The organism is Flammeovirgaceae bacterium SG7u.111 (assembly GCA_034044135.1).
In the GTDB taxonomy this organism is placed as follows: Bacteria; Bacteroidota; Bacteroidia; order Cytophagales; family Flammeovirgaceae.
Genome location: CP139021.1, coordinates 6,765,614 through 6,789,010 on the forward strand (window position 1 = coordinate 6,765,614; position 23,397 = coordinate 6,789,010).

The 23,397-nt window shown below is 40.5% G+C and carries 18 protein-coding genes; 3 read left to right on the top strand and 15 right to left on the bottom strand.

Features of this window, described 5'->3' with window-relative positions; all coding sequences use genetic code 11:
- Window position 1 precedes the first annotated feature (1 nt).
- From R9C00_26070 to R9C00_26090, 5 genes are all read right to left on the bottom strand, one after another.
- Window positions 2-1,078 carry a hypothetical protein gene (locus tag R9C00_26070; protein WPO35165.1) on the bottom strand — a complete coding sequence of 359 codons (1,077 nt, stop codon included), beginning with the start codon at window positions 1,076-1,078 and terminating at the stop codon, window positions 2-4.
- Window positions 1,079-1,110: 32 nt separating this feature from the next.
- Window positions 1,111-1,893, bottom strand: a complete 783-nt coding sequence (locus tag R9C00_26075) for an IS5 family transposase (protein WPO35166.1) — start codon at window positions 1,891-1,893, stop codon at window positions 1,111-1,113.
- Window positions 1,894-2,029: 136 nt separating this feature from the next.
- Entirely contained in the window at window positions 2,030-3,220 is a 1,191-nt protein-coding gene (kbl, locus tag R9C00_26080; protein WPO35167.1) for a glycine C-acetyltransferase, read from the bottom strand.
- 36 nt (window positions 3,221-3,256) lie between these two features.
- On the bottom strand, window positions 3,257-3,523 hold the full coding sequence (locus R9C00_26085; GenBank protein ID WPO35168.1) for a hypothetical protein: 267 nt from the start codon (window positions 3,521-3,523) through the stop codon (window positions 3,257-3,259).
- 12 nt (window positions 3,524-3,535) lie between these two features.
- The gene (locus R9C00_26090; protein WPO35169.1) at window positions 3,536-5,617 is read right to left on the bottom strand and encodes a S9 family peptidase; all 2,082 of its coding nucleotides are present in this window, start codon (window positions 5,615-5,617) and stop codon (window positions 3,536-3,538) included.
- Window positions 5,618-6,003: 386 nt separating this feature from the next.
- Here R9C00_26090 and R9C00_26095 point away from each other — a divergent pair, with 386 nt between their 5' ends.
- Window positions 6,004-6,984, top strand: coding sequence for an NAD-dependent epimerase/dehydratase family protein (locus R9C00_26095; GenBank protein ID WPO35170.1), 981 nt, complete (start codon window positions 6,004-6,006; stop codon window positions 6,982-6,984).
- Window positions 6,985-7,054: 70 nt separating this feature from the next.
- On the opposite strand, the gene R9C00_26100 is transcribed toward R9C00_26095, so the two are convergent.
- From R9C00_26100 to kduI, 5 genes are all read right to left on the bottom strand, one after another.
- Window positions 7,055-8,404: a TolC family protein gene (locus R9C00_26100; protein ID WPO35171.1), complete on the bottom strand. Its 1,350-nt coding sequence runs from the start codon at window positions 8,402-8,404 to the stop codon at window positions 7,055-7,057.
- Window positions 8,405-8,478: 74 nt separating this feature from the next.
- Complete coding sequence (locus tag R9C00_26105; protein ID WPO35172.1) at window positions 8,479-11,691, bottom strand: efflux RND transporter permease subunit; 3,213 nt, start codon at window positions 11,689-11,691, stop codon at window positions 8,479-8,481.
- Window positions 11,692-11,787: 96 nt separating this feature from the next.
- Entirely contained in the window at window positions 11,788-12,987 is a 1,200-nt protein-coding gene (locus tag R9C00_26110) for an efflux RND transporter periplasmic adaptor subunit (GenBank protein WPO35173.1), read from the bottom strand.
- A 283-nt stretch (window positions 12,988-13,270) separates the two neighbouring features.
- On the bottom strand, window positions 13,271-14,038 hold the full coding sequence (locus tag R9C00_26115; GenBank protein ID WPO35174.1) for an SDR family NAD(P)-dependent oxidoreductase: 768 nt from the start codon (window positions 14,036-14,038) through the stop codon (window positions 13,271-13,273).
- A gap of 29 nt (window positions 14,039-14,067) precedes the next feature.
- Window positions 14,068-14,901 (bottom strand): 5-dehydro-4-deoxy-D-glucuronate isomerase, encoded by an 834-nt coding sequence (gene kduI, locus R9C00_26120; protein ID WPO35175.1) that lies wholly within the window; start codon window positions 14,899-14,901, stop codon window positions 14,068-14,070.
- Between the two features lie 423 nt (window positions 14,902-15,324).
- Between kduI and R9C00_26125 the strand changes: the two genes are divergently transcribed.
- Complete coding sequence (locus R9C00_26125) at window positions 15,325-16,710, top strand: sodium-dependent transporter (protein WPO35176.1); 1,386 nt, start codon at window positions 15,325-15,327, stop codon at window positions 16,708-16,710.
- Window positions 16,711-16,752: 42 nt separating this feature from the next.
- On the opposite strand, the gene R9C00_26130 is transcribed toward R9C00_26125, so the two are convergent.
- Window positions 16,753-18,075 (bottom strand): DUF92 domain-containing protein, encoded by a 1,323-nt coding sequence (locus tag R9C00_26130; GenBank protein ID WPO35177.1) that lies wholly within the window; start codon window positions 18,073-18,075, stop codon window positions 16,753-16,755.
- 308 nt (window positions 18,076-18,383) lie between these two features.
- On the opposite strand from R9C00_26130, the gene R9C00_26135 reads away from it, so the two are divergent.
- Window positions 18,384-19,355, top strand: a complete 972-nt coding sequence (locus tag R9C00_26135) for a hypothetical protein (GenBank protein ID WPO35178.1) — start codon at window positions 18,384-18,386, stop codon at window positions 19,353-19,355.
- On the opposite strand, the gene R9C00_26140 is transcribed toward R9C00_26135, so the two are convergent.
- From R9C00_26140 to fumC, 4 genes are all read right to left on the bottom strand, one after another.
- Window positions 19,341-20,318: a glycosyltransferase family 2 protein gene (locus tag R9C00_26140; GenBank protein ID WPO35179.1), complete on the bottom strand. Its 978-nt coding sequence runs from the start codon at window positions 20,316-20,318 to the stop codon at window positions 19,341-19,343. The two genes, R9C00_26135 and R9C00_26140, sit on opposite strands and share 15 nt — an antisense overlap.
- A gap of 134 nt (window positions 20,319-20,452) precedes the next feature.
- Window positions 20,453-20,674 carry a DUF2795 domain-containing protein gene (locus tag R9C00_26145; protein ID WPO35180.1) on the bottom strand — a complete coding sequence of 74 codons (222 nt, stop codon included), beginning with the start codon at window positions 20,672-20,674 and terminating at the stop codon, window positions 20,453-20,455.
- A gap of 388 nt (window positions 20,675-21,062) precedes the next feature.
- A complete protein-coding gene (locus tag R9C00_26150; GenBank protein ID WPO35181.1) occupies window positions 21,063-21,677 on the bottom strand; it encodes an SPOR domain-containing protein in 615 nt (204 codons plus the stop codon).
- A gap of 318 nt (window positions 21,678-21,995) precedes the next feature.
- Window positions 21,996-23,390, bottom strand: coding sequence for a class II fumarate hydratase (gene fumC / locus R9C00_26155; GenBank protein WPO35182.1), 1,395 nt, complete (start codon window positions 23,388-23,390; stop codon window positions 21,996-21,998).
- Window positions 23,391-23,397 lie beyond the last annotated feature (7 nt).

The window sequence follows — 23,397 nt, forward strand, 5'->3', positions numbered from 1 at the left end:
ATTAATCTTCTTTGTGATCCAAATCTTCCTCTACCTCCGATCGGATTTTTTCATGTTGCCTCTCCAAGTATTCAAGCTTCCATTTTTTCTCGCTCACCTTTTCTTTCACAATCTCCAACAGCTCGCTCAATAGCTCTATCGTCACCTCATTAATCCTTGGATCATGATTTTCGATGATCAGGTTTTGAAAAAAGGAATCTACTGCCTTCTGGATTACCAGACTTTTCTCCACAGACGACAAATCTTTCATTGCTTCGTTCACCACATTAAACACGATATCCCCTACTGCTTTTTCCAGTTTGGAGGTAACCACATCACCTAATACAGGAATTATGTCTATTGTAGCCAATTCTTTATTTTGCTCCATGGAGCGAGTTACCAAACCTTTGAGGTACTCTTGAGCGGCGTCTTTATTTTCCTCATAAGCCGTAGAAACACTAATACCAATCGCCTGGGTAAGCCACTCGGAAAGCGGCTCTTTGTGAGGGACTATAGCCTGGTCAATGATTTTATCTATAGACCGACTACCTGTTGCTACTTCCTTTTTTACCCCGTCGAGCACATTCAATACTACCCTATCAGATACTTCTTCCAAAATGATGTTGTAGTACCTCACCATGGTCTGAAAAAGGTAGGTTTTGGAGAGTTGGACAATTCCATTTTTTTCTAACCTATATAAAATAGTAAAAACCCGAAGCACCCTAAAAAACCGAAATGAACCAATTGGAATACAGCCAAGTGCATCGTACCAATGGATAAAAGGATAAAAAAGCCAGCTATGGTAGGTTTTATGCACAATCGCTACTATCCATCGTACAATGAACTCACCGAGGAAAACAGTTACAAAACATAAATCGATAACGATAAAATTCTGGTGAATAACTCGATCATACCACTTGGTTGCATCTGGTAGCAAGAACATTAAAAAATCTTGGATAACCTTGTAGGAGTAAATCCAGTCGAATAAGATCATGACCAAGTTGACCACCAAAAGTGTCAGCATCAATCCCTCCCACAGGTAGTACCTTATCTTTTTTTGGGTCTTTTCAGACTTTAGGTCAATTTTCTTCATTGTCAACTGGTTTCCATTTTAGATCATGTTTAAAAATTTTAAATAGGCATTTTTTTGATCCTATTAAGTATTATTTGGCAGTTTTGCCATAAAACCCAAGCTTCTTGGCTTTTGGTAGTTTTTTCATAGTCTTTGGACAGCCTCCGGAAGAAATTGAACGTGCCGAATGTCCTCTCGGTGACCCATCTCCACTTGATGGGCACAAAGCCCCTGGGGGTTGGGGGACAAGAGGATATCTCGACCTCTACGCCCCTTATGTTGTCCTCTACCCATCCGGTGAACTTCTTTTTATAGGCCTGGTCTGCCAGGATCTTTTCCATCCTGTGCAGGTAGCCCAAGAGGGGCTCCACCACCCGTTGCCCTATCGTGCCGTCATGCTCGTTGGCGCCAGTGGCGACCACTCCCCATACCAGCCCGAGCGTATCGGTGATGACGTGCCTTTTTCTCCCGTTCACCTTCTTGTTGCCGTCCAGCCCCGTGTCCTGCCCGATAAAAGGCGCGCACTTTACCGACTGGCTATCAATGGAAAGCATGCTCGGGGTCGCCTTCTTGCCCTTCCTCTTGCGCTCTAGTTGGTTGAGTGCCGCGTTCAGCCGAAAAAGCGTGTTGTCCCCCTGCCACTTGCGGAAATAATAGTATACCACATTCCAAGGAGGGCGTCCCTCGCCCGAGAGGCTGCGCCACTGCTGTCCGCTGCGCATGCAGTACAAGATCGAGTCCACCACGTCCCTGAGGTCATATTTGCGTTTCCTTTCCACGGGAAGATATTCTTTTATATATTGCCATTGCCGGGAGGTCAAGCGGGTATATCCTGTTTCCATAAACTTTGTTGTTTCGTCACTACAAAGTTTTAGCCTGCCCGGCTCTTTTCAAAATTTAAACATGCTCTTATACAAAAGGTGCAACCAAAACCCGACTGCACCTTTCTAATTCCATATCAAACTAAATATCTCATATTTACTTTATTACTTCAAGCATTTTCCCCACCTCGGTAAAAGCCTTCACAGCTGTATCGAGATGTTCTTTGTCATGAACTGCCGAAAGTTGCACCCGAATCCGGGCTTTTCCCTTAGGAACAACTGGAAAGAAAAAGCCAATTACATAAATTCCTTTTTTGAGCAACTCCTCAGCAAACTTTTGCGAAAGCGCTGCATCATAAAGCATTACGGGAACTATTGGATGCTCTCCTTTGGGAATATCGAAGCCTGCTTTGGTCATTGCTGTCCTGAAATACTTCGTGTTCCATTCCAGTTTGTCCCTTAGCTCGGTGGTTTTTGACAGCAAATCGAGCACCGCAATGGATGCTCCTGCTATGGAAGGCGCAAGCGTGTTGGAGAATAAATATGGCCTGGAACGCTGCCTAAGCATTTCTACAACTTCTTTCCTGCCCGAAGTAAAGCCTCCAGAAGCTCCACCAAGGGCTTTTCCCAACGTCCCTGTGATGATATCTACTTTGCCCGTTACTCCACAATGCTCGGGAACACCTCGGCCAGTTTTTCCCACAAAGCCCGTACTGTGACACTCATCGGTCATCACCAATGCATCGTACTTTTCTGCCAGCTCACAAATTTTATCGAGTTGGGCGATGATCCCATCCATAGAGAAAACACCATCTGTTACGATGATCCTGCTACGACAGCCCTGTGCTTCTTTCAGCTTTTCCTCCAAGTCCGCCATGTCATTATTTTTGTAGCGGAAACGCTGCGCTTTGCAAAGCCTCACTCCGTCAATGATAGACGCATGGTTGAGCTCATCAGAGATAATGGCATCTTCAGCTCCAAAAAGTGGTTCGAAAACACCCCCGTTGGCATCAAAAGCCGCTGCGTACAAAATGGTATCTTCCGTTCCTAAAAACTCGGAAATCTTCGCTTCCAGTTCTTTGTGAATATCTTGCGTGCCGCAAATAAACCTCACGGAAGACATTCCGTACCCATGCGAATCAATCGCCTTTTTAGCCGCATCAATCACCTGTGGATGCGATGAAAGTCCCAAATAATTGTTCGCACAAAAATTCAATACTTCTTGCCCGTTACTCGTCGTAATATTGGCACTCTGAGGGCTGGTAATCACTCGCTCACTCTTGAACAAGCCCGCCTCTTTTATTGACTGGAGCTCTTCTTCCAATCTGTTTTTCAATGAACCGTACATGATGTTTAGTTATATGTGTTGTTGTATTTTCTTTGCCTATTCATCAGTTTTAGGCTTTGGCCTTGCCCGCATCACAGGTCTAGGTTTCTTTTTCATAGGTACTTTCACCTCTGTTTCCTCTTCAGCCTGCAGCGGGTACGCCCGTCTAATTTTATTAATCAAAAAAAGCTTTTGCGCCGTAAAACTATCGGGATGGACTTGAGAAAAGACCTCTTCAAACTTATTCCATTGCACCGGTTCTGCTTTTTTGAATAATTCAGGATCTATTTTCTTTTTTTTGAGGTATTCCACCAATTCACTCATATTATTTTTTCTCTACCTATTTTTTATCAGTTTATCCTCGTCGGGAGTTTCCAGTACCGCTACAAGAAATGCGTATTCCATAGCAGTCTCTTCATACTGGGCAAACCTTCCTGATTTCCCCCCATGCCCTGCTTCCATGTTGGTATGAAGCAACAAAATATTGTCATCCGTTTTTAGCTCACGCAACTTGGCTACCCACTTGGCTGGCTCCCAATATTGCACTTGCGAATCGTGCAAGCCAGTAGTTACCAACATATGTGGATAATCTTTGGCTTCTACGTTGTCATAAGGCGAATACGATTTTATGTATTCATAATAAACAGAATCTTTAGGGTTTCCCCACTCGTCAAACTCTCCAGTAGTGAGAGGAATGCTTTCGTCGAGCATGGTCGTGACTACATCTACAAATGGTACAGCGGCAACCACTCCCTTGAACAAATCGGGACGCATATTTACCACCGCTCCCATTAGCAAGCCACCAGCACTTCCGCCCATAGCCGTAAGCTTTTCTTTGTTGGTATAATTTTCAGCAATGAGGTATTCAGCACAGTCAATATAATCGGTAAAGGTGTTTTTCTTTTTGAGCAGTTTTCCGTCGTCGTACCACTGCCGACCTTTGAGCTGCCCACCACGAATATGGGCTATGGCATACACAAAACCCCTATCGAGCAAGCTCAACCTACTTGCGCTAAAGTAAGGATCGATAGTAGAACCGTACGAACCATAAGCATAAAGTAGCAGTGGGTTTTGCCCATCTTTCACCATGCCTTTCTTATACACCAAAGAAATAGGTACTTTTTCGCCATCGCGGGCAGTTGCCCAAATTCTTTCCGTTGCATAATCTTCCGACTTGAAACCTCCTAATACTTCCTGCTGCTTTAGCAAGGTTTTTTCCTTGGTTTCCATGTCGTAGTCAAATGTAGAATTAGGTGTGGTCATAGACTGGTAGCCATAGCGCAGTACCTTAGTGTCAAACTCTGGGTTAGTAGAGGTATAAGCCAAATATGCCTGTTCGCCAAAGTCCAAGTAATGCTCAGTTCCATCTTTTTGGTTCATGATACGAAGCATGGTCAATCCATCTTTCCGCTCATCTAGCACCATAAAATCTTTAAAAAGCTCAATTCCTTCTAGCAACACCTCTGGGCGGTGGGCTATTACCTCTTTCCAATTTTCCTTCTCAGTCGCATCTACCGAAGTTTCCATCAGTCGGAAGTTTTTTGCCTCCCAATTAGTTACGATGTAAAACTTATCTTCGAAATGATCAACTGAATACTCGTGGTCCTTTTCCCTAGGCTGCAAAATCTTGAATTCACCTTCGGGCTTGTTAGCATCCAAAAAGCGGTATTCACTGGAAAGTGTGGCAAAAGAGCCAATCATGATAAAATCATCAGACTTAGTTTTAAACACATAAGCATTGAAGATTTCGTCATCTTCTTGGAAAAGGAGTTTATCTTCTGATGGATCCGTCCCCAAAATATGTTTGTATATCTGGAAAGGGCGAAGCGTTTGCTCATCTTTCACCGTGTAGAAAAGCGTTTTGTTGTCGTTTGCCCACACGGCCAAACCAATCGTATTTTTCAATACCTCAGGGTAAACTTCTCCCGTTTCGAGGTTGGTAAAAAAGATATCGTACTGTCTTCTACTCACGGTATCTACCCCATAAGCCATTAGCTTATTGTTGGGGCTGATGCTTCGGCTAGCTACTTGGTAGTAGTCGTGCCCCTCTGCCATTTCGTTTACATTAAGCAAGATTTCCTCAGCTCCTTCTTCTGACCCTTTTTTCCTACAATACACGGGATACTCCTTGCCTTCTTCGTAGCGGGTATAATACACATACCCATTTTTGAAATAAGGAACAGAAGTATCTTCTTGTTTTATCCTCCCCACTATTTCCTCATAAATCTCTTTTTGCAACGGTTTTAGGTTAGCCATCACCGAATCCTTGTAGCTATTTTCCGATTCCAAATAGGAAACTACTTGAGGGTTTTCTCGCTCATTTAACCAATAATAATCATCGACTCTAGTATCCCCGTGGATGGTCAGTTCCTTTGGTTTTTTCTCCACCGTAGGCGCTTGTGGTTGTTTTATTAACATCGTCTTTTTTGGTTTCTCATTTGTAGCAGCGGGACTGCATGCGTACATCACACATCCCAAAATTGCTAGAATTAAGCTGGTGCAAATGTAGTTTTTTAGGTTGCCAGAATAAAATTTCATGTTTTCTCATTTTTCTGAAAAATCAACTATATCACCCAATATATTTTAAAAAATTCAAACGGCAATATCTCTTATTGCCAAATGTGAAAGATTAGATATGAAACATTGTAGAAAATGAATTTAGTCACAACTATGATATTGTTTAAATATCTGATAAACAATTTGTTACAAAATATAATTATTTGTTCTTTTGAGTTATAAAACTGAACTAACCCAAAAGGATTTTGTTAGTTTTTTAGCAACCAACACGACCAATAAACTACATAATGACAGATATAAAAAAAGACGTGGTTTTGATAACTGGAGCTGGAGGGCAACTTGGCTCTGAGCTAGCAAATGGACTTATTGAAATCTATGGAAAGGAACATGTAATCAGTACCGACCTTCGTATTCCTGAAGCCGAGACGGAACATTTGTTTCTTGAGCTAGATGTAATGGACAAAAAAAGGTTGGGTGATTTGATCAGGACTTACCGAGTTACACAGGTCTACCACCTTGCCGCCATCCTTTCTGCCAAGGGTGAAAGTAACCCATTGCTTTCTTGGCAAATAAACATGGAGGGCCTCCTCAACATTTTAGAAGCTGCTCGCGAGTTCCAGCTAAAAGTGTATTGGCCCAGCTCTATTGCTACCTTTGGAGCAAACACACCCAGTAACCCTACACCGCAGTTCACCATTACCGAGCCGGGCACGGTCTATGGCATAAGCAAACATGCTGGTGAACTTTGGTGCCAATATTACCATGAAAAGTTTGGGGTAGATGTGAGGAGCTTGCGCTACCCTGGGCTGATTGGCTACAAGTCGTTGCCTGGCGGAGGTACTACCGACTACGCCGTAGATATTTTCCACAAAGCCATTAAAGGTGGGGATTTTACCTGTTTCTTGAAAGAAAACACGGTGCTGCCCATGATGTACATGCCCGATGCCGTTCGAGCTACGCTAGAACTGATGCACGCCGATGCTAATAAAATAACGGTACGAACTTCTTACAACATCCAAGCAATGAGCTTTTCCCCAAAGGAAATTTATGGGAAAATAAAAAAGCATTACCCTGAGTTTGAGATGGATTATGCGCCTGATTTCCGACAGAAAATAGCGGAAACTTGGCCACAAAAACTGGAAGACACCCTTGCCCAAAAAGACTGGGGCTGGAAGCCAGAATTTGACCTACCAGCCATGGTAGACGATATGCTCTTGAATTTAAAAAAAAGGGTGAACTATAAGAGCAAGGTACTAGAAGAGATATAGAAGTTGTCTAAAATAAAAAAGAGGCGTTGCAGATGCAACGCCTCTTCAAATATATATAACTTAACCAAATCTACTCCGCTACTTCCACTATACTACCCGTAAGTCTCATAAGGGCCGTATTTGACTCTATCAAATCTAAAGTGGCCTGAAGGTCTTGTAAGGCTGCTTGGAGATAGTTGATTTGCACTGTTCGGTAGTCAAATGAGCTTATGGAGCCCGTTTTATAACGTTCAAAGCTTAAGGTCATATTGAGCTCGGCAGCTTCTTTTCTACGTTCTGCAATACCTTTGAGCGATAGCCTGTTAGTATAAAGGTCATATTCTGAAGACAAGTCCCTTAGCAAAGATTGGGAAAATTGCTCTACCCTAAGGTTACTTATATCATACTGTACCATCGCATTTTCGATCGCTCTGTTCACCCTTCCTCCGTTATACAAATTGAAAGAAACAGTGAAATTAATGGACGCCGTATTGGTAATTGCATTACTTATAAGGTCTCTGGAAGGGTCATTTGCAAAACTAGAACCTGATAAATCTTGCCTTGCCTGATCGTAACTATAAGTAGAGCTCAACGCTAATGACGGATACCTATCGGCTTTCGCAATCCCAATATTATCTTTTATAATCGCTTGGCTGATATATTCCTTTCTTAGATTCGCATTGTTTCCTTTTAGCTTCTCTACCAAATCACTAAATTCATACGTATTCAATTCATAAGCCAAGGAGTCGGTAAAAATGTAATCTTTATTCGTGTTTTCTTCTGCCAAAAGCACGTTCAAATTTCGGATAGCATTCCTATAAACCACTTGTTGGTTGAGGTAATTGAGCGAGTCTGTAAGGTAAGTCCCTTCTTCCAAAAGCACTTCAGTGGTTACGGCACTTCCTAATTCTTTCTTCAATAAAATATACCGATACCTATCTTGGGAAACATTAAGGGAGTTTCTGATAACTTGTATATTTTCCCTTTGGTAAACCGCTTGGTAGTATCCCAAAATAATTGCCTGCATGGTGTTTTGAACTACAATAGCCGCATTTCCTTCCGACTCAGCCTGTAACTTTTCTAACCTTGACTTGGTAATATTCGCTCTGAAACCATCAAAAATTGTCCAATTTAAATTGACCTGTGGGTTAATATTGTTACTGATAATGGCTCCTTGCAAAAATGAAGCTTCATTTTCTATATTTCTGCGATTATTTTGTTGGTTAACTTGCAGATTAATAGAAGGATACCTTCCAGCCTCACCCCAATTATTATTTCTCCTATTTACATCAACAGTTAACTTTTCAAGCTTTATATCGAAGTTGTTCTCCAACCCTCTTTGTATAGCATCTGACAGCGATAAAGATTCTTGGGCCTTGGCAGCATTGACCGTTAAAAACGTAGTTGCCAAAGAGAAAAAAACCAGTTGGTAAAATTTCATGATCCGATTGTGAATTTTGTTGTTGTGTCCATTTGCTAAGAGTATGCTTGAAGCCTCAAGTATACTCTTATACTTTATTTACTGAGATATTCCCTTTTCATCTCTCGCACCGAAGGCTCTACTTCTTCCCTACTCGGATATACCACCCTGCTGTAGTCGTTAATCCAGAACCCACGGATTCCTCTTCCAGTCCAAACCAATACCCTTCTCACATCATTTATCACTACAATGAGTACCGGGAAAATAAGGAGGATAAACATGGTACCGAAAAGTACGCCATAGGCTACCGAAATAGCCATTGGGATGAGGAATTGTGCTTGGAAACTTTTCTCCAAAATAAGTGGATAAAGACCTGCTACGGTGGTCATACTGGTAAGGACAATCGCTCTAAACCTCGACAGACCAGCTTCGTAAGCCGCTTCTTTCACAGGCACACCTTCTTGCAGTAGGGAGTTAAACTTAGCCAAGAACACCACGGCATCGTTGATAATCACCCCTGAGAGAGCCAAAATACCCCACATACTCAGCATAGAAACAGGTTTTGCCTCAATGCCATGCCCCATTATTGCACAGAAAACGCCAAGTGGAATCATCATAAGAACCATTGATGCTTGAGGCAAGGAGCGGAAAGTAAGGGTCAGCAATAAGAGAATGGTGAAGACCAATGGACCAATAACCCTAGTAAATGAATTTATCGATTTAGTAGAGCGTTTTTGCTGGCCTCCATACTCGACATCTAACCCTGGATATTTTGCCTTAAGTATGGGAATTATTTCTTCGTCCACTTTTTTCAAAAGTTCTGGAACAGAAGCGTCTTGATCTTCTAGCTCAGCCTCTACCAAAACCTCTCTTGAACCATTAAAATGCTTGATATCGACCAATCCACGACCAATATCATATTTTGCTAGCTCTGTAAGTGGGTACTCATTATTTTCATTATTAGACGCCAGTTTCACTTTCATTTGTTCTAACTGACCTAGGCTATACCTATCTTTTTCTGGGTAGCGAACCCAAACCCTTAGTTCATCTGTCCCTTTTTGTAAACGCTGCACTTCTTCGCCAAAGAAACCCTGACGGATTTGCTTGGTGATATCGGCATGGGACAAGCCAAGGAAGTAAGCTCTAGGAGTAAGCTCAATTTGTAATTCCCTTCTACCCAATTTAGCATTGTCGGCAACGTCTTTTAGTTCTGCAAAATCTCTCAATGCTGATTTCAAGTCCTCTTTGGCATTTGCAAGCTCTTCTGTATTTTTACTAAAAAGGCTTATAGAGACAGGCTTTCCCCATCGGTTTCTGCCAGATACGTAGAATTTCTCTGCCTCGGGAATAGAGCCTATTTTTTGCTGTAACCTTTTGGCTATATCAAAACTTGATATATGCTGCCTATCGTCCATACCTGTCAGAATCACCCTAAGGTTTCCTGCATGAGATCCCGATTCGGTCCCATCAGAAGTATTACCCGTATTCATGTAGGTATAAGAAATATAATCGTCAGGATCGTCAAATTCCTTTTTTAACTCTTTGTTCAACTCCCATGCTTTTGTATCAAACTCACGAAGCCTTTCTTCCACTTTATCTTCTCTTGTACCTGCAGTAAAAGCTATTTCAACTTGGAACTGGTCAAAGGGAATAGAAGGGAAAAAGGTCGTCTTGATCATTCCTCCGTTCACTAAACCTAGTACAATCATGATAAATGCAATAGGCACTGCTGCATATAGGTAGCGAACTGACATAATATGCGTCAGTGCCTTTCCATACACTTTGAATTTCATAAAGTTAATAGCTTTGTTAAGTGCAGACCGGATAGCATTCGACTCTTCCCTACGGACTAGTACCTTTTCCGAAGCTAAATGAGCCGGCAACACCAAAAATGCTTCTACTAGCGAAACCGCAAGGCTGGCGATTACAACAATAGCCATTTCCTGTAAAAACTCAAAACCCTCTAGTATCAGCAAAGGAATGAAGGCAACAATGGTAGTCATTACAGAAGTAAAAACAGAAGGTAGAACCTCCATAGTACCATCTATAGCAGCATGATACGCTGTTTTCCCTTTTTCAAAATGGCTATAGATATTTTCGGCAATTACGATTCCATCATCTACCAGAATCCCAATTACCAAGATCATCCCAAACAGGGAAATCATATTCACAGTGATTCCGATGGCCGCTCCGATAATAAACATACCAAAGAAGGAGGCAGGAATACCCCAAGCTACCCACAAAGAAAGTCTCAAGCTAAGGAAAAGACCAAGCGAAACAAGTACCAAAAGAAGCCCTACACCACCATTGCCCAAAAGCAAGTTCAGCCTTTGGGTAAGTATATCGAAGAAATCAAAACCAATGATAAGTTGCATGGAAGAGTGCTTCTCGTTGAACTCATCCACATATTTACTTACATAGGTGGCTATTTCCTCAATATCTTCCTCTGCAAGCTTGTTCACTTGAAAAGAAACTGCACGCTTTCCATTGATATATAACTTATTGGGAACATCGGCAAATTGCTCTTTAACACTAGCAACATCTCTCAAATAAAGGTTACTTCCATCGTCATTTGCTCTCAACACGATATCGCCCAAATAATCTGCACTTTTAGTTTTCGCTCTCGAACGGATCAAGATCTCTTCTTCGCTCGATTTGATAGAACCGGCTGAGATATCTCTGTTATTGTTACGAACTGCAGCTGCTACTTGGTCGAAAGTGAGCCCATAACGTGAAAGATCAGATTCGGTTACTTCTACAGAAAGCTCTAGCTCAGGAAATCCTGAAAGGTTCACTTGGGAAATCACCCCTGACGCAAGAAAATCATCTTCTATATCTTGGGCGAACCGTTTGAGTGTTTCAAGATCCACATCTCCAGAAAGCCCCAGAATTACCGCTTGGCTACGAGGCTTTACCTCAAACACAATGGGACGCTCTGCTGCCGTGGGAAATGAGTTTATCCTATCCACAGCATTTTTCACCTCTGCCAAGACTTCATTGGGATCAAAGTCTTTGAAAAGAAGGATACTTACACTTACCCTGTTTTCCGAAGAAGTAGAACGCACCTCGTCGATACCCTCAATACTTTTTATAGCTTCTTCTATTTTGATGGTTATGCCTTCCTCCATTTCTTCTGGAGCAGCACCTTGCATCACTACTTCTACGTTAAGCGTACCAGGATCTATTTCAGGAAAAAAGGACTTCCTGATTTGGAAGAAATATGCTACCGAACCAAACAACACCAATGCAGCAATGATGGAGTTGGCCCAGATAGGATATTTCACAAAATACTCTATTAATTTTTTCATTCTTCGTCCTTGTGGTTGTTAAAAAGGAGTTTTTATATATAAAGCTACCATTCAGTTAATAGCAGCTATTTGTCTAAAATGATTGGTTTGGAAGAACTAAGACTTCTTTTTAGCCTCTCCCTTTTTCTTCGCTGAGTTTTCAGTTACTTCTAGGTTGATATGCTTTTCAGCATCGCTAAGTTTATAGGCTTTCATATTATTGTAAGCTCCAGCTAGCGGTTCTACTACCAAATCTGCATTTTCGTCAATCCCATTAAACACCACCGTTTCCTTATTCACTTTCAGGATATTGATCTCTTTTTCCCTCAATACACTGTCGTCTTCTATTACATACACTTTATTGTTTTTGAAGATAGCGTTCCGAGGCATGATCATCGACTGAGCAACTGTTTTGCCTGGGATATTTGCCTTGAGGTACAAACCATCAAAAATTGGTGCTCCACCAGCATTTACCGAGACAAAAACATCTATCGATTGAGTATTGGGGTTCACCACATCGCCAATCCTAGAAATTCTCCCTTCCCATTTTTGAAGGCCGTTTTCACTCGTAATAGTTACGCTTTCGCCTTGGGTAATCCACTGTACATCCTTCGTTTCTACAGGCACTAGCAACTCTACTTGGTCGGTTCTTACAATCCTCGCTATTTTATTGCCAGGGCTTACATATGACCCCACTTCCAATAGCACTTCTGAAATAGACCCGCTATAAGGAGCATAAAAACTGAAGCGTTTGAGTCTTTCTTCGGCACTCTTTATCGAATAGTAAGTTTTATAAATGTCCTTAGTAGCCAAATACATTTTCTCCGTATTGGACTTAGCCTGAGGGATTTCTGGCAAGTCTTTATTGAGGTTTATAGAGCGTAAATAACCTTCCCACATAGGGTAGGAATCTGGGAAATCTATTTTGATATCGGGTAAAACGGTAACCAGCATTTTGAGCAAATCACTCTTAGAAGACTGAAGGTTGAGCCTTTCTATATCGTCATCTATTTTAAAAAGAAGATCTCCTTTCTTAAAATTATATCCCGACCTGAGCTTTATATTTCCTTCCAAAATTCTACCCGCCACTTCCGAAGCTACATCCAGCGGTTGTGAGGACGCCACCCTACCAAAAGCTGTAATTTCAGTTTGAATATCATTGTAGTCTACCAGTTCGGTACGGACATACCTTTTTTGCTCTACTATTTTTTTCTTGGGAGGATCTTTTTTTAACCCTTCGAAAAATTTCATTAAGCCATACGAACCACCCAAAATAAGCAGTACTCCAAGTAAAATTCCTAGTTGTCTTTTAGTCATGATCAGTCGATGTTGTAGAATGGGGCTGAAGCCATCAATTTGCAGTTGCTAAGGAAGCATTTTTTTGAGAAATAAGCCATACCCGTCGAATAGTTATTAGGCCGCTTACGGAATAATACCTTCAAACAACCTAAAAGCCCTGCCCTACGCCCTGTAGCATTTTTCCTAAAACCAGAGATTGAACTTTTTAAGAGGGAAAAAGTTTGGCAATAGCACACAAAAAAGGCTTCCCATTTGCATGGAAAGCCCTTGAAAAACTCTTGTAAGAAATAAGCTACCTTACCTAGCGACCCATCCAACCGCCATCAACAGTTACGATAGATCCGCTCATATAATCCGAAGCTGTAGAAGAAAGGAACACAACAGGACCTTTGAAGTCGTCTGCTTCGCCCCACCTATCTGCTGGAATACGAGAAAGAATAGCCGGGTTTCTCACCGGATCGGCTCTCAACGCAGCAGTATTGTCCGTAGCAATATAACCAGGTGCAATCGCATTTACATTTACACCTTTAGAAGCCCATTCGTTAGAAAGTGCCATGGTAAGCTGACCGATAGCTCCTTTACTAGCAGCATAGCCCGGTACAGTAATTCCTCCTTGGAAAGTAAGCAACGAAGCGGTAAAAATCACCTTTCCGCTACCTCTAGCCACCATATCTCTACCAAACTCACGGCTCAAAATGAACTGAGCATTGAGGTTCACCTCTATTACTTTGTCCCAATATTCATCTGAATGCTCAGCAGCAGGCGCACGCAAAATAGTACCCGCATTGTTCACCAAAATATCAGGTGTACCGTTTTCAGACTTATATTTTTCTACAAAAGCCATCAGCGCTTTCCTATCCGAAAAGTCGCACTGGTATGCTTTAAATTTTCTTCCGAGGGCAGTTACTTGCTTTTCAACTTCGCTTCCCTCAAGCTCAAGCGATGCAGAAACGCCTATAATATCAGCACCAGCTTCTGCCAAACCAACAGCCATAGCTAGTCCAATTCCTCTTTTACATCCTGTCACTATTGCTGTTTTACCAGCAAGACTAAACATATCCAATACCATTTCTTTTTTATTTAATTAAGTTAAAAAAATTATTTCAACACGTCAGTTCCAGCAGGATCCATATCTGTGAATGTTTGGTTTTCACCACCCATTGCCCAAATAAAGCTGTAAGCTGCTGTTCCCGCACCTGAGTGGATAGACCATTCGGGGGAAATTACTGCTTGCTTGTTTTTCATTACTAAGTGGCGAGTTTCTGTTGGTTCGCCCATGAAGTGCATCACAGCTTGGTTTTCTGCCAAGTCGAAATAAAAATAAATTTCCATCCTACGGTTATGCGTATGCGGGGGAAATGTATTCCAAATACTTCCTGGTTTGAGAGCGGTGAAGCCCATTACCAATTGGCAACTTTTGATACCATTCTCGTGGATATATTGGAAAATCGTACGCTCATTGCTTGTTGCAGGAGCACCTAGTTCTACAGGGTTTGCTTCTGCTTGACTAGCCTTTGCTGTAGGATATTCTTTGTGGGCAGGTGTAGAACAAATAAAGAATTCTGCTGGAGCAACTGCATCATCACTGGCAAATACAACTGATTTCTTTCCTTTTCCTATGTAAAGACAGTCTTTATTAGCTAGTGTAAAAACTTCACCATCTACAGTTACTGTTCCGCTTTCTCCTACATTAAGAATTCCCATTTCCCTTCTTTCAAGGAAATATTCTGCTTTGGTGAATTCTTCACATGCAGGCATTTCTAGTGGTGTGTCGGTAGGCTTCGCTCCTATCGTCATCATTCGGTCATAGAGTGAGTAAACTCCTGTTACTTCTCCTTCAGTAAGGACATTTTCTATCAAAAAGTCCTTTCTCAGCCTTTCGGTAGTATAAGACTTGGCATCCTCTGGGTGTGCTGCGTATCTAAGTTCCATTTTCAATTATTATGTTATAGGTTTTTTGGGTATAATTATTTCGTATTATCTCAAAAATACATAAGCTAATGGGAATACCTAGCAGGAATCAGTAGCTATTTTCTCTGCAAACGTTTGTGGTTGGAAAAATTAATTTTCTGAACTTCAGAAGATTGCCAAATAAACTATATTTTTGCCCAGCTTACCAGCCAGAAAGAAGTGGAGAGGTTTTCATTCGATTTGGTTTGAGAAAAAGAGCAATTACGCCATCCTCAAAGGCAATCAGATACACATGAATCAGCAAAGTGCCTACACCAAACATGATAATTCCCTTATAAAATTGTATTTTTGACGCCTTTGCAATTAGCTTATAAAGGCATAACAACAACTAAAACTATATTCAGGATAAATTTTACCCTCGGGGTATAAACTTAAAAATTACTTATGGCATTAAGATCAGGCTTTTCAAGCAGGTTAGGGTTCGTGGCAGCCGCATCAGGTTCTGCAGTTGGATTGGGAAACATTTGGGCATTCCCCTATATCACAGGTGAAAACGGTGGAGCAGCGTTTTTGCTCATCTACATCTGCTGTACTTTTTTGATAGGATTTCCTATAATGGTAGGCGAAATAGCCGTTGGTAGAAAAGCCAAAGCAAACCCATATGGAGCTTATAAGCTATTGGGAGGCAAGCGCTGGTCGGTAGTAGGCCTGCTGGGCATCTTGTGCGGAATCATGATCCTCTCTTTTTATAATGTGGTTGCGGGATGGGCTTTTGGTTACTTCATCCAGATCGGGTTTGGCGACCTTCTCGCTCAAGGCGATTTCGGCTCTTTCTTTGGAGGCTACGTTGCCGATTACTCTGATAACCTTGTTTATTCGTTCGTATTTATGGTTCTCACCGCTATTATTGTAATTGGTGGTGTGAAGCAAGGAATTGAACTAGCAGCAAAAATCTTAATGCCTTTCTTGTTCATCATCCTTTTCGGGCTGATCATTTATGCAATGACCTTAGACAATGCGATGGATGGGCTAGCTTTCTACCTCAAGCCAGATTTTAGTTTAGTTAATGCCAAAACCATCTATTCAGCATTTGGGCAAGCCTTTTTCTCCCTGTCGCTAGGTATGGGCGCTCTTATCACCTACGGTTCTTATATAAGTAAAAACGAAAATATAATTTCGGCAGCAGCCATTGTTACTGTAGCCGATGTATTAGTAGCATTTTTGGCAGGTTTGCTTATTTTCCCATTGGTATTTTCACAAGGTCAAGACCCTACAGAAGGCCCTGGATTGGTATTCGTAGTATTACCAGGCGTTTTCCAACAAATAGGGCCAATAGCTGGACGCGTTATAGGTGGCGGTTTCTTCCTATTACTTTGTATGGCTGCACTTACTTCTACCATTTCTCTTTTAGAAGTGCCAGTAGCCTATTTTGTAGATCAGAAAAAATGGCCACGAAAATTGGTTGTTGCAGGTCTTGCAGCAGTAGTATTCTCTATAGGGCTTCTGAGCATGCTCTCGCAAGGAGCGGTTGACGGATTGACTAACTTCCTTTTCTATGAAGGAAAAAGCCAAACCTTCTTGGACTTCATCTCACACGTTTTCCTAGATGTATCCCTCCCTCTTGGAGGATTCTTACTGTCCATATTTGTGGCATATAAGCTTAAAACCAAAAATCTTTCTGAAGAGATTGCTCACGGAAATAGCGGTTATGTAGGGTCTAACATAGAAAAGTTTATCAACTTCTCTCTTACAGTTCTTTGCCCAATAGCCTTAGGCATTATTTTCGTAGTTACAGTGCTACAAAAATTTGGAAATGTGCATATTTTCTAACAGAAAAGAATGTTCTCTGATATTAAGGCGCTCATGTGTGAATCACATGAGCGTTTTTTGTAGCCACCAAATAAATAAAACTGCGGAAAGCGTATTCATAAAGTTAACCGTATGGTTATTCATATAGCCATTTCTCTGTAATGTAGCCCCCAATACCGAGTCGATATAATTTCCAACTAGCCCTGCCAAAAACACGTATGCGGCAAGCAAAACCTGACCTGAGGCAAGCAAATAAACCAGTGCCATTATTCCTGCTCCAATACCTCCCAAAAGCGTCCCTTCAAAACTCACTACTCCATCATCACCTTTCCTGCCTTCTTTCCAACTGATAATATCCACAAACCTCTTCCCATAGGCATTCCCAAGCTCCGAGGAAAACGTATCGGCAGTAGCAGAAGCCAAACTAGCCGCAAGCATGGCTAAAAAGAGTTCTTGCCCTTGGGGAAATACCCAAGCTAGCCCACCACACATTGCTGCTACTCCCCCATTCGCCAAAGCATTTGGCACTCCTCTTTTTCCCTGATTTTTTTCTGCTAACCCATTTTTGTATTTTTCTTTCTTTTTGATGAAAGTAGCCCCAGAACCCAGCACAAAAAACAAAAGCAGCAAGCTTAGAATTTCAAACCCTCCTCCTAAAAAAATCAAGAAGGCGATTATTCCTCCTACAATTGCACCTGAAATATCTATTTTCTTAGAAGCCCAGCTCAGCAAAACAAAAAGAAATACCGCGCCCAAGCCCCAAGACAAATTTGATGGAAGTACAAAAGAACCCACCATAAAAACCTTTATGAAGAAATAAGCAAAAACGGAGGCGACCAAGGGCACAACAATATTATCATCAACAAACCCTTCCAGTGTTTCGGCAATAGCAGCAACTATAGAGGAAAGAATAATAACTTGCACCCAACAAGTAAAATCAATAGTTAAGAGCGCATCACTTGGGAGAAGCAAAAGAAACAACGAGGAAAGTAGAGAAGAACTAATGATAAAAAGCAAAATCCCTCCCCATGTTTTTTTCATGTTCCAAGGCAGCGGTTTTGACCAAATACTCCTTCCGTAAAAGGCTGCGGCATCACCAAAAGCCAAAGCTCCCCAGCCTATCACCAAGTATATTTGCTGAGAAAAAAACAAGAGGGAAATACAGAATAAAACAGCTGGATAGGCTATAATTCCTATAGAATAACCTTTTTGTAAATCTTCTTGCTTTTCTAGAGATTTTTTGGTGAGCTTGGGAAGAAGAAATACATTAAATAAAAGTGCAGATAAGCACGTGAGGGAAATGGCAAGGGGGGAAACCCGCCCAACCAACAACCCAAAGCTAATCATACTTACATGCACGAACTTTCGTTTGCCTAGCTTTTCCATAGTAGTTGAAGAAATAAAGATGTGCTTACCTATAAAAGGACAATACTTAGCAAAGCTTAATCCTAAAAAGAAAACTTCTTTTTTTAACCATCTCTAAAAATCAAAATTAATTCCTACTTTTCTGAAATTACTTTCATGAAATTTGGCGTTGGTATAAAAATCGCCAAGCACTTAATATGCTTTCCATTTATTTAACAATCAATATTGGGTTAACTCAACGAGTCATATTTGATGGTGTATCCATGGAAAATCAAATATTACAAACGCAGGATAACTCAATATAATCAAGCCTAACATTACCTAACCTGATGAATAAAAAATTAATAATCATCATTGGTTTCATAACAATATCTGCTATTTCCCTGTGGCTATACTCAGGAGCAGCTAAATTTGTGAACTACTTTTCAGAAAAGCCCTTGGTCAGCCTTGAGCAAGTCTATGAAAGTGATAGTTTGAAGAAAGTATATGGTCTTGCCTCAAATAAATCTCCAATCGACTATGGGTTCAAAAATGTAGTAGAGCTTCAGTTTTCAAGTGTATCGGATAATTTGCAATTGAGTGGCTGGTTTATAAAGCCTGATTCGGCTATGCCCAACAAGTGTTTGATCTTTGCACACAGCGCAGGAAAAAACCGTCTTGAAATGCTCAAGTACCTCAAAATAATTACCGAATTTGAACTTCAAGACGAGTTCTGCATATTTATTCCAGATCTCAGAAATGCGGGAAATTCCAAAGCAGCCCCGACCTTTATGGGGTATCACATGTCAGATGATATTACTTCATCCATGATGCTGATCAACCAAAAGTTTCAGATTAATGATTTTGTACTTTATGGGGTGGCAGAAGGAGCAATGGCTTCAGCTCTTGCTGTAAGAAAAAGAGAGTCACTCTTCCGACTTAATCATGCTAATATTACTGTGGATAAGGTTATTCTCGATAGCCCAATTTCAGCTGCACGTGAAACATTGAAGAGAAAGGGAAATGATTTTTCCATTATCAATAGAAACTTGGGGCTTTGGCTTTATAATAAGAAAGTAGATGATTATTTAGAAAAAATGGATATTTCCATCTTACTCAGCAACCTGAACAAAGGCTACCTAATCATGCAAAATATTGGAGATGAAGAGACTCCTACCGATATATTACTCTCTAAATTACTTGATCAGCCAAATATAGAACTCCAGCTTTTTGATGGGGACGAGCATGCAGGAATGATAATCGACCCAGATTATTCAGAACGCTATATTCGATTGGCAGGGCTTTTCCTAAGCGAGGAATAACTTTTTGAGTTTTAAATAACCTTGGTAAGGTCTATTTAGCGATATATGGGCAACTGCCAGTGAAATAAAAAACTTATCACCAAGCTTAAGCCTATCTAATTTTTTGAGTAACCCAGCGTAGCCTTTCGCTAAAAAAAAGCATTCCATGAAGACTGCCTGCCTAAGGTGATACCGAACCGAAACTGCCAAGCAATGATCCTCTTCTTTGCTTTCATTAAGGGTAAAAGCCTTTTGGCAAATTCTTAGGGTTGATTTTAAGAAAGCATTATTTTTCCTTATAAACCATCCTGTGCTGCTAGACCCATCAGCAACTCTCTTTTTTGTAAGCATTTCATCTTGAAATAGGTATTTATACTTTCGGGATGATCTTATCCAAAAATCATAATCTTCGTAACTCAATGTTTCATCATATCCGCCCATTTCCACCAGCATACTTTTCCGCATCATCATAGTGGGACTACTAATGAGCTGCAGGCCAATCAAGTATTTATATAGATCACCTTGGGGAATAAGCTTTTTAAGCTGTCCATCACTATTTCTTGGATAAAATGTACCCTTCGCTTCAGATTTCCCATTTATAATCCACGCATCTGAGAAAGCCACCCCATAACTTTTGCCCGCTTGCTCCAAAGCTGCGACCTGCTTCTCTATCCTGTTGGGAACTAAGACATCATCACCCGCAAGATCTATTACATATTTCCCCTTACACCTCTTTAACCCCAAGTTAAAAGCAGCGCACATCCCAACATTTTTATCAAGTAAGATTAACTCTGCAAAGGGAGATTCATCCTTAAAAGCCTTTAACATAGCTGCCGTATTATCCTTACTTGCATCGTCTACGATTATCAATTCAATATTCTGATATGTTTGCTCTACAACTGAAGTAAGCGTTTCCTCCACATAGGTCGACTTATTGTAAGTAAGGCAAATTACAGAAACTAAAGGAGTTGTTTGATGGGACATAAATTGGGTTCCGGTTGAAACAAAAAACCGGTCTTCTTATAAGAGACCGGTTTATATATTTTTTAAGCCTTATGATTTCCATAAAGCAAGCTTGCTAGAAAGCTTATTACTGTAGTAAATACTACCAAAAAAGGCTAGTATTCATCCTCGTTGAAGAAAAAGTCTTCTTTAGTTGGGTAATCAGGCCAAATCTCTTCGATGTTCTCGTAAGGTTGACCATCATCCTCAAGCTCTTGAAGGTTTTCTACACATTCCATTGGCGCCCCAGTACGAATTGAATAATCTATCAACTCATCCTTAGTTGCTGGCCATGGGGCATCTTCTAAATAAGAAGCTAATTCCAGAGTCCAATACATAATTTTAATTTAGTTAATTCCTTAAAATAAGACTTATTAATAATCAATGATAACAGATCGAAAACCACAATATGTAATTTAGTTTTGTGGTTTTCCATTAATAGCAATTATATTTTCAATTTCAAACCTTAGTTTCCAAAAAAGGTTCTTTTTTTTCTCTTTTTTTCAGAGAAAGTGCAAAGAAACACTTTTTTTAGACAAAACAAACTCTTCAACCATCTGTAAATCAAACCTTTTGATTCGAGAACGTGACTTAACTCCAAATGTTACAAACCAAACTTTTTATTGAGTTTTTTTACAAGAAAAATACCAATAAACTAAAGTCATAAAAAAAAGCAACACGAATGTGTTGCTTTCAATTTTTTCAAGTTGGTTGAGAACAAAAGGTTTATTCAACATTAGCACCTTCGGCACTTCCCAATACTTCTTTGATGTCTTTTCTTTCGTTGTCTTCATAAGCAACAATCCAAGCATCTTTCACACCCATTTCTCTTATGTATTTTTTGAAAGAATCGGCTTCCCAGTAATCTCTAAAATAACCGATCGTATATTTTTTCATGCCATCACCATCTTCTTCCCAAAACTTACCTTTATTTTGGAACTGACTTAGCTCTTTGTTTCTAAAAGCACCAATCTGTACTTTATATACAATACCTTTGGTATAATCATCTCCTCCCGCAGTTACATTCTTTCCACAGTCAGCCTGAACATCTTTCAATTTCTGCTCAAGTTCTGCCAACTGTTGATCTTTAGAAGATGCCAATGCATCTCTTTCATTATTTGATTCTTGTGCCTTTTCAAGGTTTCTCCTCAATGCTGAGTTTTCTGCTTTCAAAGAGTTGTATTCTTCATACATATCCCTGAACTTAAGCGGATCCATCGACTTCATTTTCTTCTTCCACTTTTTGGCGTCTTTCTTTTGGTCTTTCTTGCTTTGAGCTGACACGTTAAAACACATTGCCAATCCTGCTAGTAGCATTATTGCAAAAGCTGTATTTTTCATAATTTTTAATTTTTACTTATTCGAAAGTTCTATTTGTAAGAGAGCGATGTTTCTTATATAAGATTAAATTGCACTATAAATATATGTTGATTAACATTTGATATGAAATAATATTGCTTGATTTTAGACGAAACCAGCCTAATTTTAGGTCAATCCCCCTGTTTTCAAAAGTTTCTAAATCTCATATCAATTATATCGATCTTGTTGTACTCCTAACAAAAAAGATGTTTCTAAGTATTTAAAACAACGAAAAACACTTGTCAAGAATCGGGCAAAAACTCCGAGCAGCTCATGCCACTCGGAGCAAATCTTGATTTTTTAGTCCAAACTACCAATCATTTTCGATGGAACAACCCATTCGTCAAATTGTTCGTTGGTAAGTAGTCCCAAATCTAGAGCCGCTTGCCTCAATGTGGTACCTTCTTTATGAGCTTTCTTTGCAATCTTAGCTGCGTTGTCATAGCCAATGTGCGTGTTAAGCGCAGTTACCAACATTAAAGAATTCTCTAAGTGTTCTTTTATCGCCTTATCGTTTGGCTCAATACCTATTGCACAATTATCGTTGAACGACTCACATGCGTCGCCTAGCAATCTGGCTGAAGTCAACACATTAAATGCCATCAACGGTTTGAAAACATTCAATTCAAAGTGTCCATTTGATCCGCCAATTGAAACTGCTACGTCTAATCCCATCACTTGAGCACAAACCATTGTCATTGCTTCGCACTGGGTTGGATTTACTTTACCTGGCATAATCGAAGAACCTGGCTCGTTTTCAGGAATCTTGATCTCTCCAATTCCTGACCTTGGTCCTGAAGAAAGCATTCTTACATCATTCGCAACTTTCATAAGGCTTACAGCCAATTGCTTCAATGCTCCTGAAGTTCCAACCACAGCATCGTGTGCTGCCAATGCTTCAAATTTATTCGGGGCAGTTATAAAAGGTAAACCTGTAAGGTCAGCTATCTTTTTAGCAACCAACTCAGAATATCCTTTTGGTGTGTTAAGACCAGTTCCAACTGCTGTACCTCCAAGTGCCAATTCGGCAAGGTGAGGAAGTGTTGCCTTTACTGCTTCAATACCATAAGCAAGCTGCGCTGCATATCCACTAAACTCCATTCCTAGAGTAAGAGGAGTAGCATCCATAAAGTGAGTTCTACCAATCTTCACTACATTGGCAAATGCTTTTGCTTTTGCGTCAAGAGTTGCCTGAAGTTTTTCAACTTTAGGAAGAGCTGTTTCTACTACATATTTGTAGATAGCAATGCTCATTGCTGTAGGAAACGTATCGTTTGATGACTGAGATTTGTTCACATCATCATTTGGATGAATTTTTTTCTTATCATCAGTAAGAGCTCCTCCTAGTAAAACATGAGCCCTATTGGCTACCACTTCGTTTACGTTCATATTTGACTGCGTGCCTGAGCCCGTTTGCCAAACTACCAAAGGAAACTGGTCATCTAACTCCCCTGCTGAAATCTCATCACAAACTTTGGCAATTACTTCTGCATTCTCTTTGGGCAAAACACCCAATTCATTATTTGTTAGAGCGGCGGCTTTTTTCAAAATAGCAAATGCATCGATAATTTCTTTCGGCATTTGGTTTCCACCAATTTTAAAATTTTGCAAAGAACGTTGGGTTTGGGCTGCCCAATATTTGTCGGCAGGTACTTTTACCTCGCCCATTGTATCTTTTTCAATCCTATACTCCATTGGATAA

Bases quoted from the DNA above. Each gene is read 5' to 3' on its own strand.
- R9C00_26075 (WPO35166.1), bottom strand. From the start codon at position 1,893: ATGGAAACAGGATATACCCGCTTGACCTCCCGGCAATGGCAATATATA.
- kbl (WPO35167.1), bottom strand. From the start codon at position 3,220: ATGTACGGTTCATTGAAAAACAGATTGGAAGAAGAGCTCCAGTCAATA.
- R9C00_26085 (WPO35168.1), bottom strand. From the start codon at position 3,523: ATGAGTGAATTGGTGGAATACCTCAAAAAAAAGAAAATAGATCCTGAA.
- R9C00_26090 (WPO35169.1), bottom strand. From the start codon at position 5,617: ATGTTAATAAAACAACCACAAGCGCCTACGGTGGAGAAAAAACCAAAG.
- R9C00_26095 (WPO35170.1), top strand. From the start codon at position 6,004: ATGACAGATATAAAAAAAGACGTGGTTTTGATAACTGGAGCTGGAGGG.
- R9C00_26100 (WPO35171.1), bottom strand. From the start codon at position 8,404: ATGAAATTTTACCAACTGGTTTTTTTCTCTTTGGCAACTACGTTTTTA.
- R9C00_26105 (WPO35172.1), bottom strand. From the start codon at position 11,691: ATGAAAAAATTAATAGAGTATTTTGTGAAATATCCTATCTGGGCCAAC.
- R9C00_26110 (WPO35173.1), bottom strand. From the start codon at position 12,987: ATGACTAAAAGACAACTAGGAATTTTACTTGGAGTACTGCTTATTTTG.
- R9C00_26115 (WPO35174.1), bottom strand. From the start codon at position 14,038: ATGGTATTGGATATGTTTAGTCTTGCTGGTAAAACAGCAATAGTGACA.
- kduI (WPO35175.1), bottom strand. From the start codon at position 14,901: ATGGAACTTAGATACGCAGCACACCCAGAGGATGCCAAGTCTTATACT.
- R9C00_26125 (WPO35176.1), top strand. From the start codon at position 15,325: ATGGCATTAAGATCAGGCTTTTCAAGCAGGTTAGGGTTCGTGGCAGCC.
- R9C00_26130 (WPO35177.1), bottom strand. From the start codon at position 18,075: ATGGAAAAGCTAGGCAAACGAAAGTTCGTGCATGTAAGTATGATTAGC.
- R9C00_26135 (WPO35178.1), top strand. From the start codon at position 18,384: ATGAATAAAAAATTAATAATCATCATTGGTTTCATAACAATATCTGCT.
- R9C00_26140 (WPO35179.1), bottom strand. From the start codon at position 20,318: ATGTCCCATCAAACAACTCCTTTAGTTTCTGTAATTTGCCTTACTTAC.
- R9C00_26145 (WPO35180.1), bottom strand. From the start codon at position 20,674: ATGTATTGGACTCTGGAATTAGCTTCTTATTTAGAAGATGCCCCATGG.
- R9C00_26150 (WPO35181.1), bottom strand. From the start codon at position 21,677: ATGAAAAATACAGCTTTTGCAATAATGCTACTAGCAGGATTGGCAATG.
- fumC (WPO35182.1), bottom strand. From the start codon at position 23,390: ATGGAGTATAGGATTGAAAAAGATACAATGGGCGAGGTAAAAGTACCT.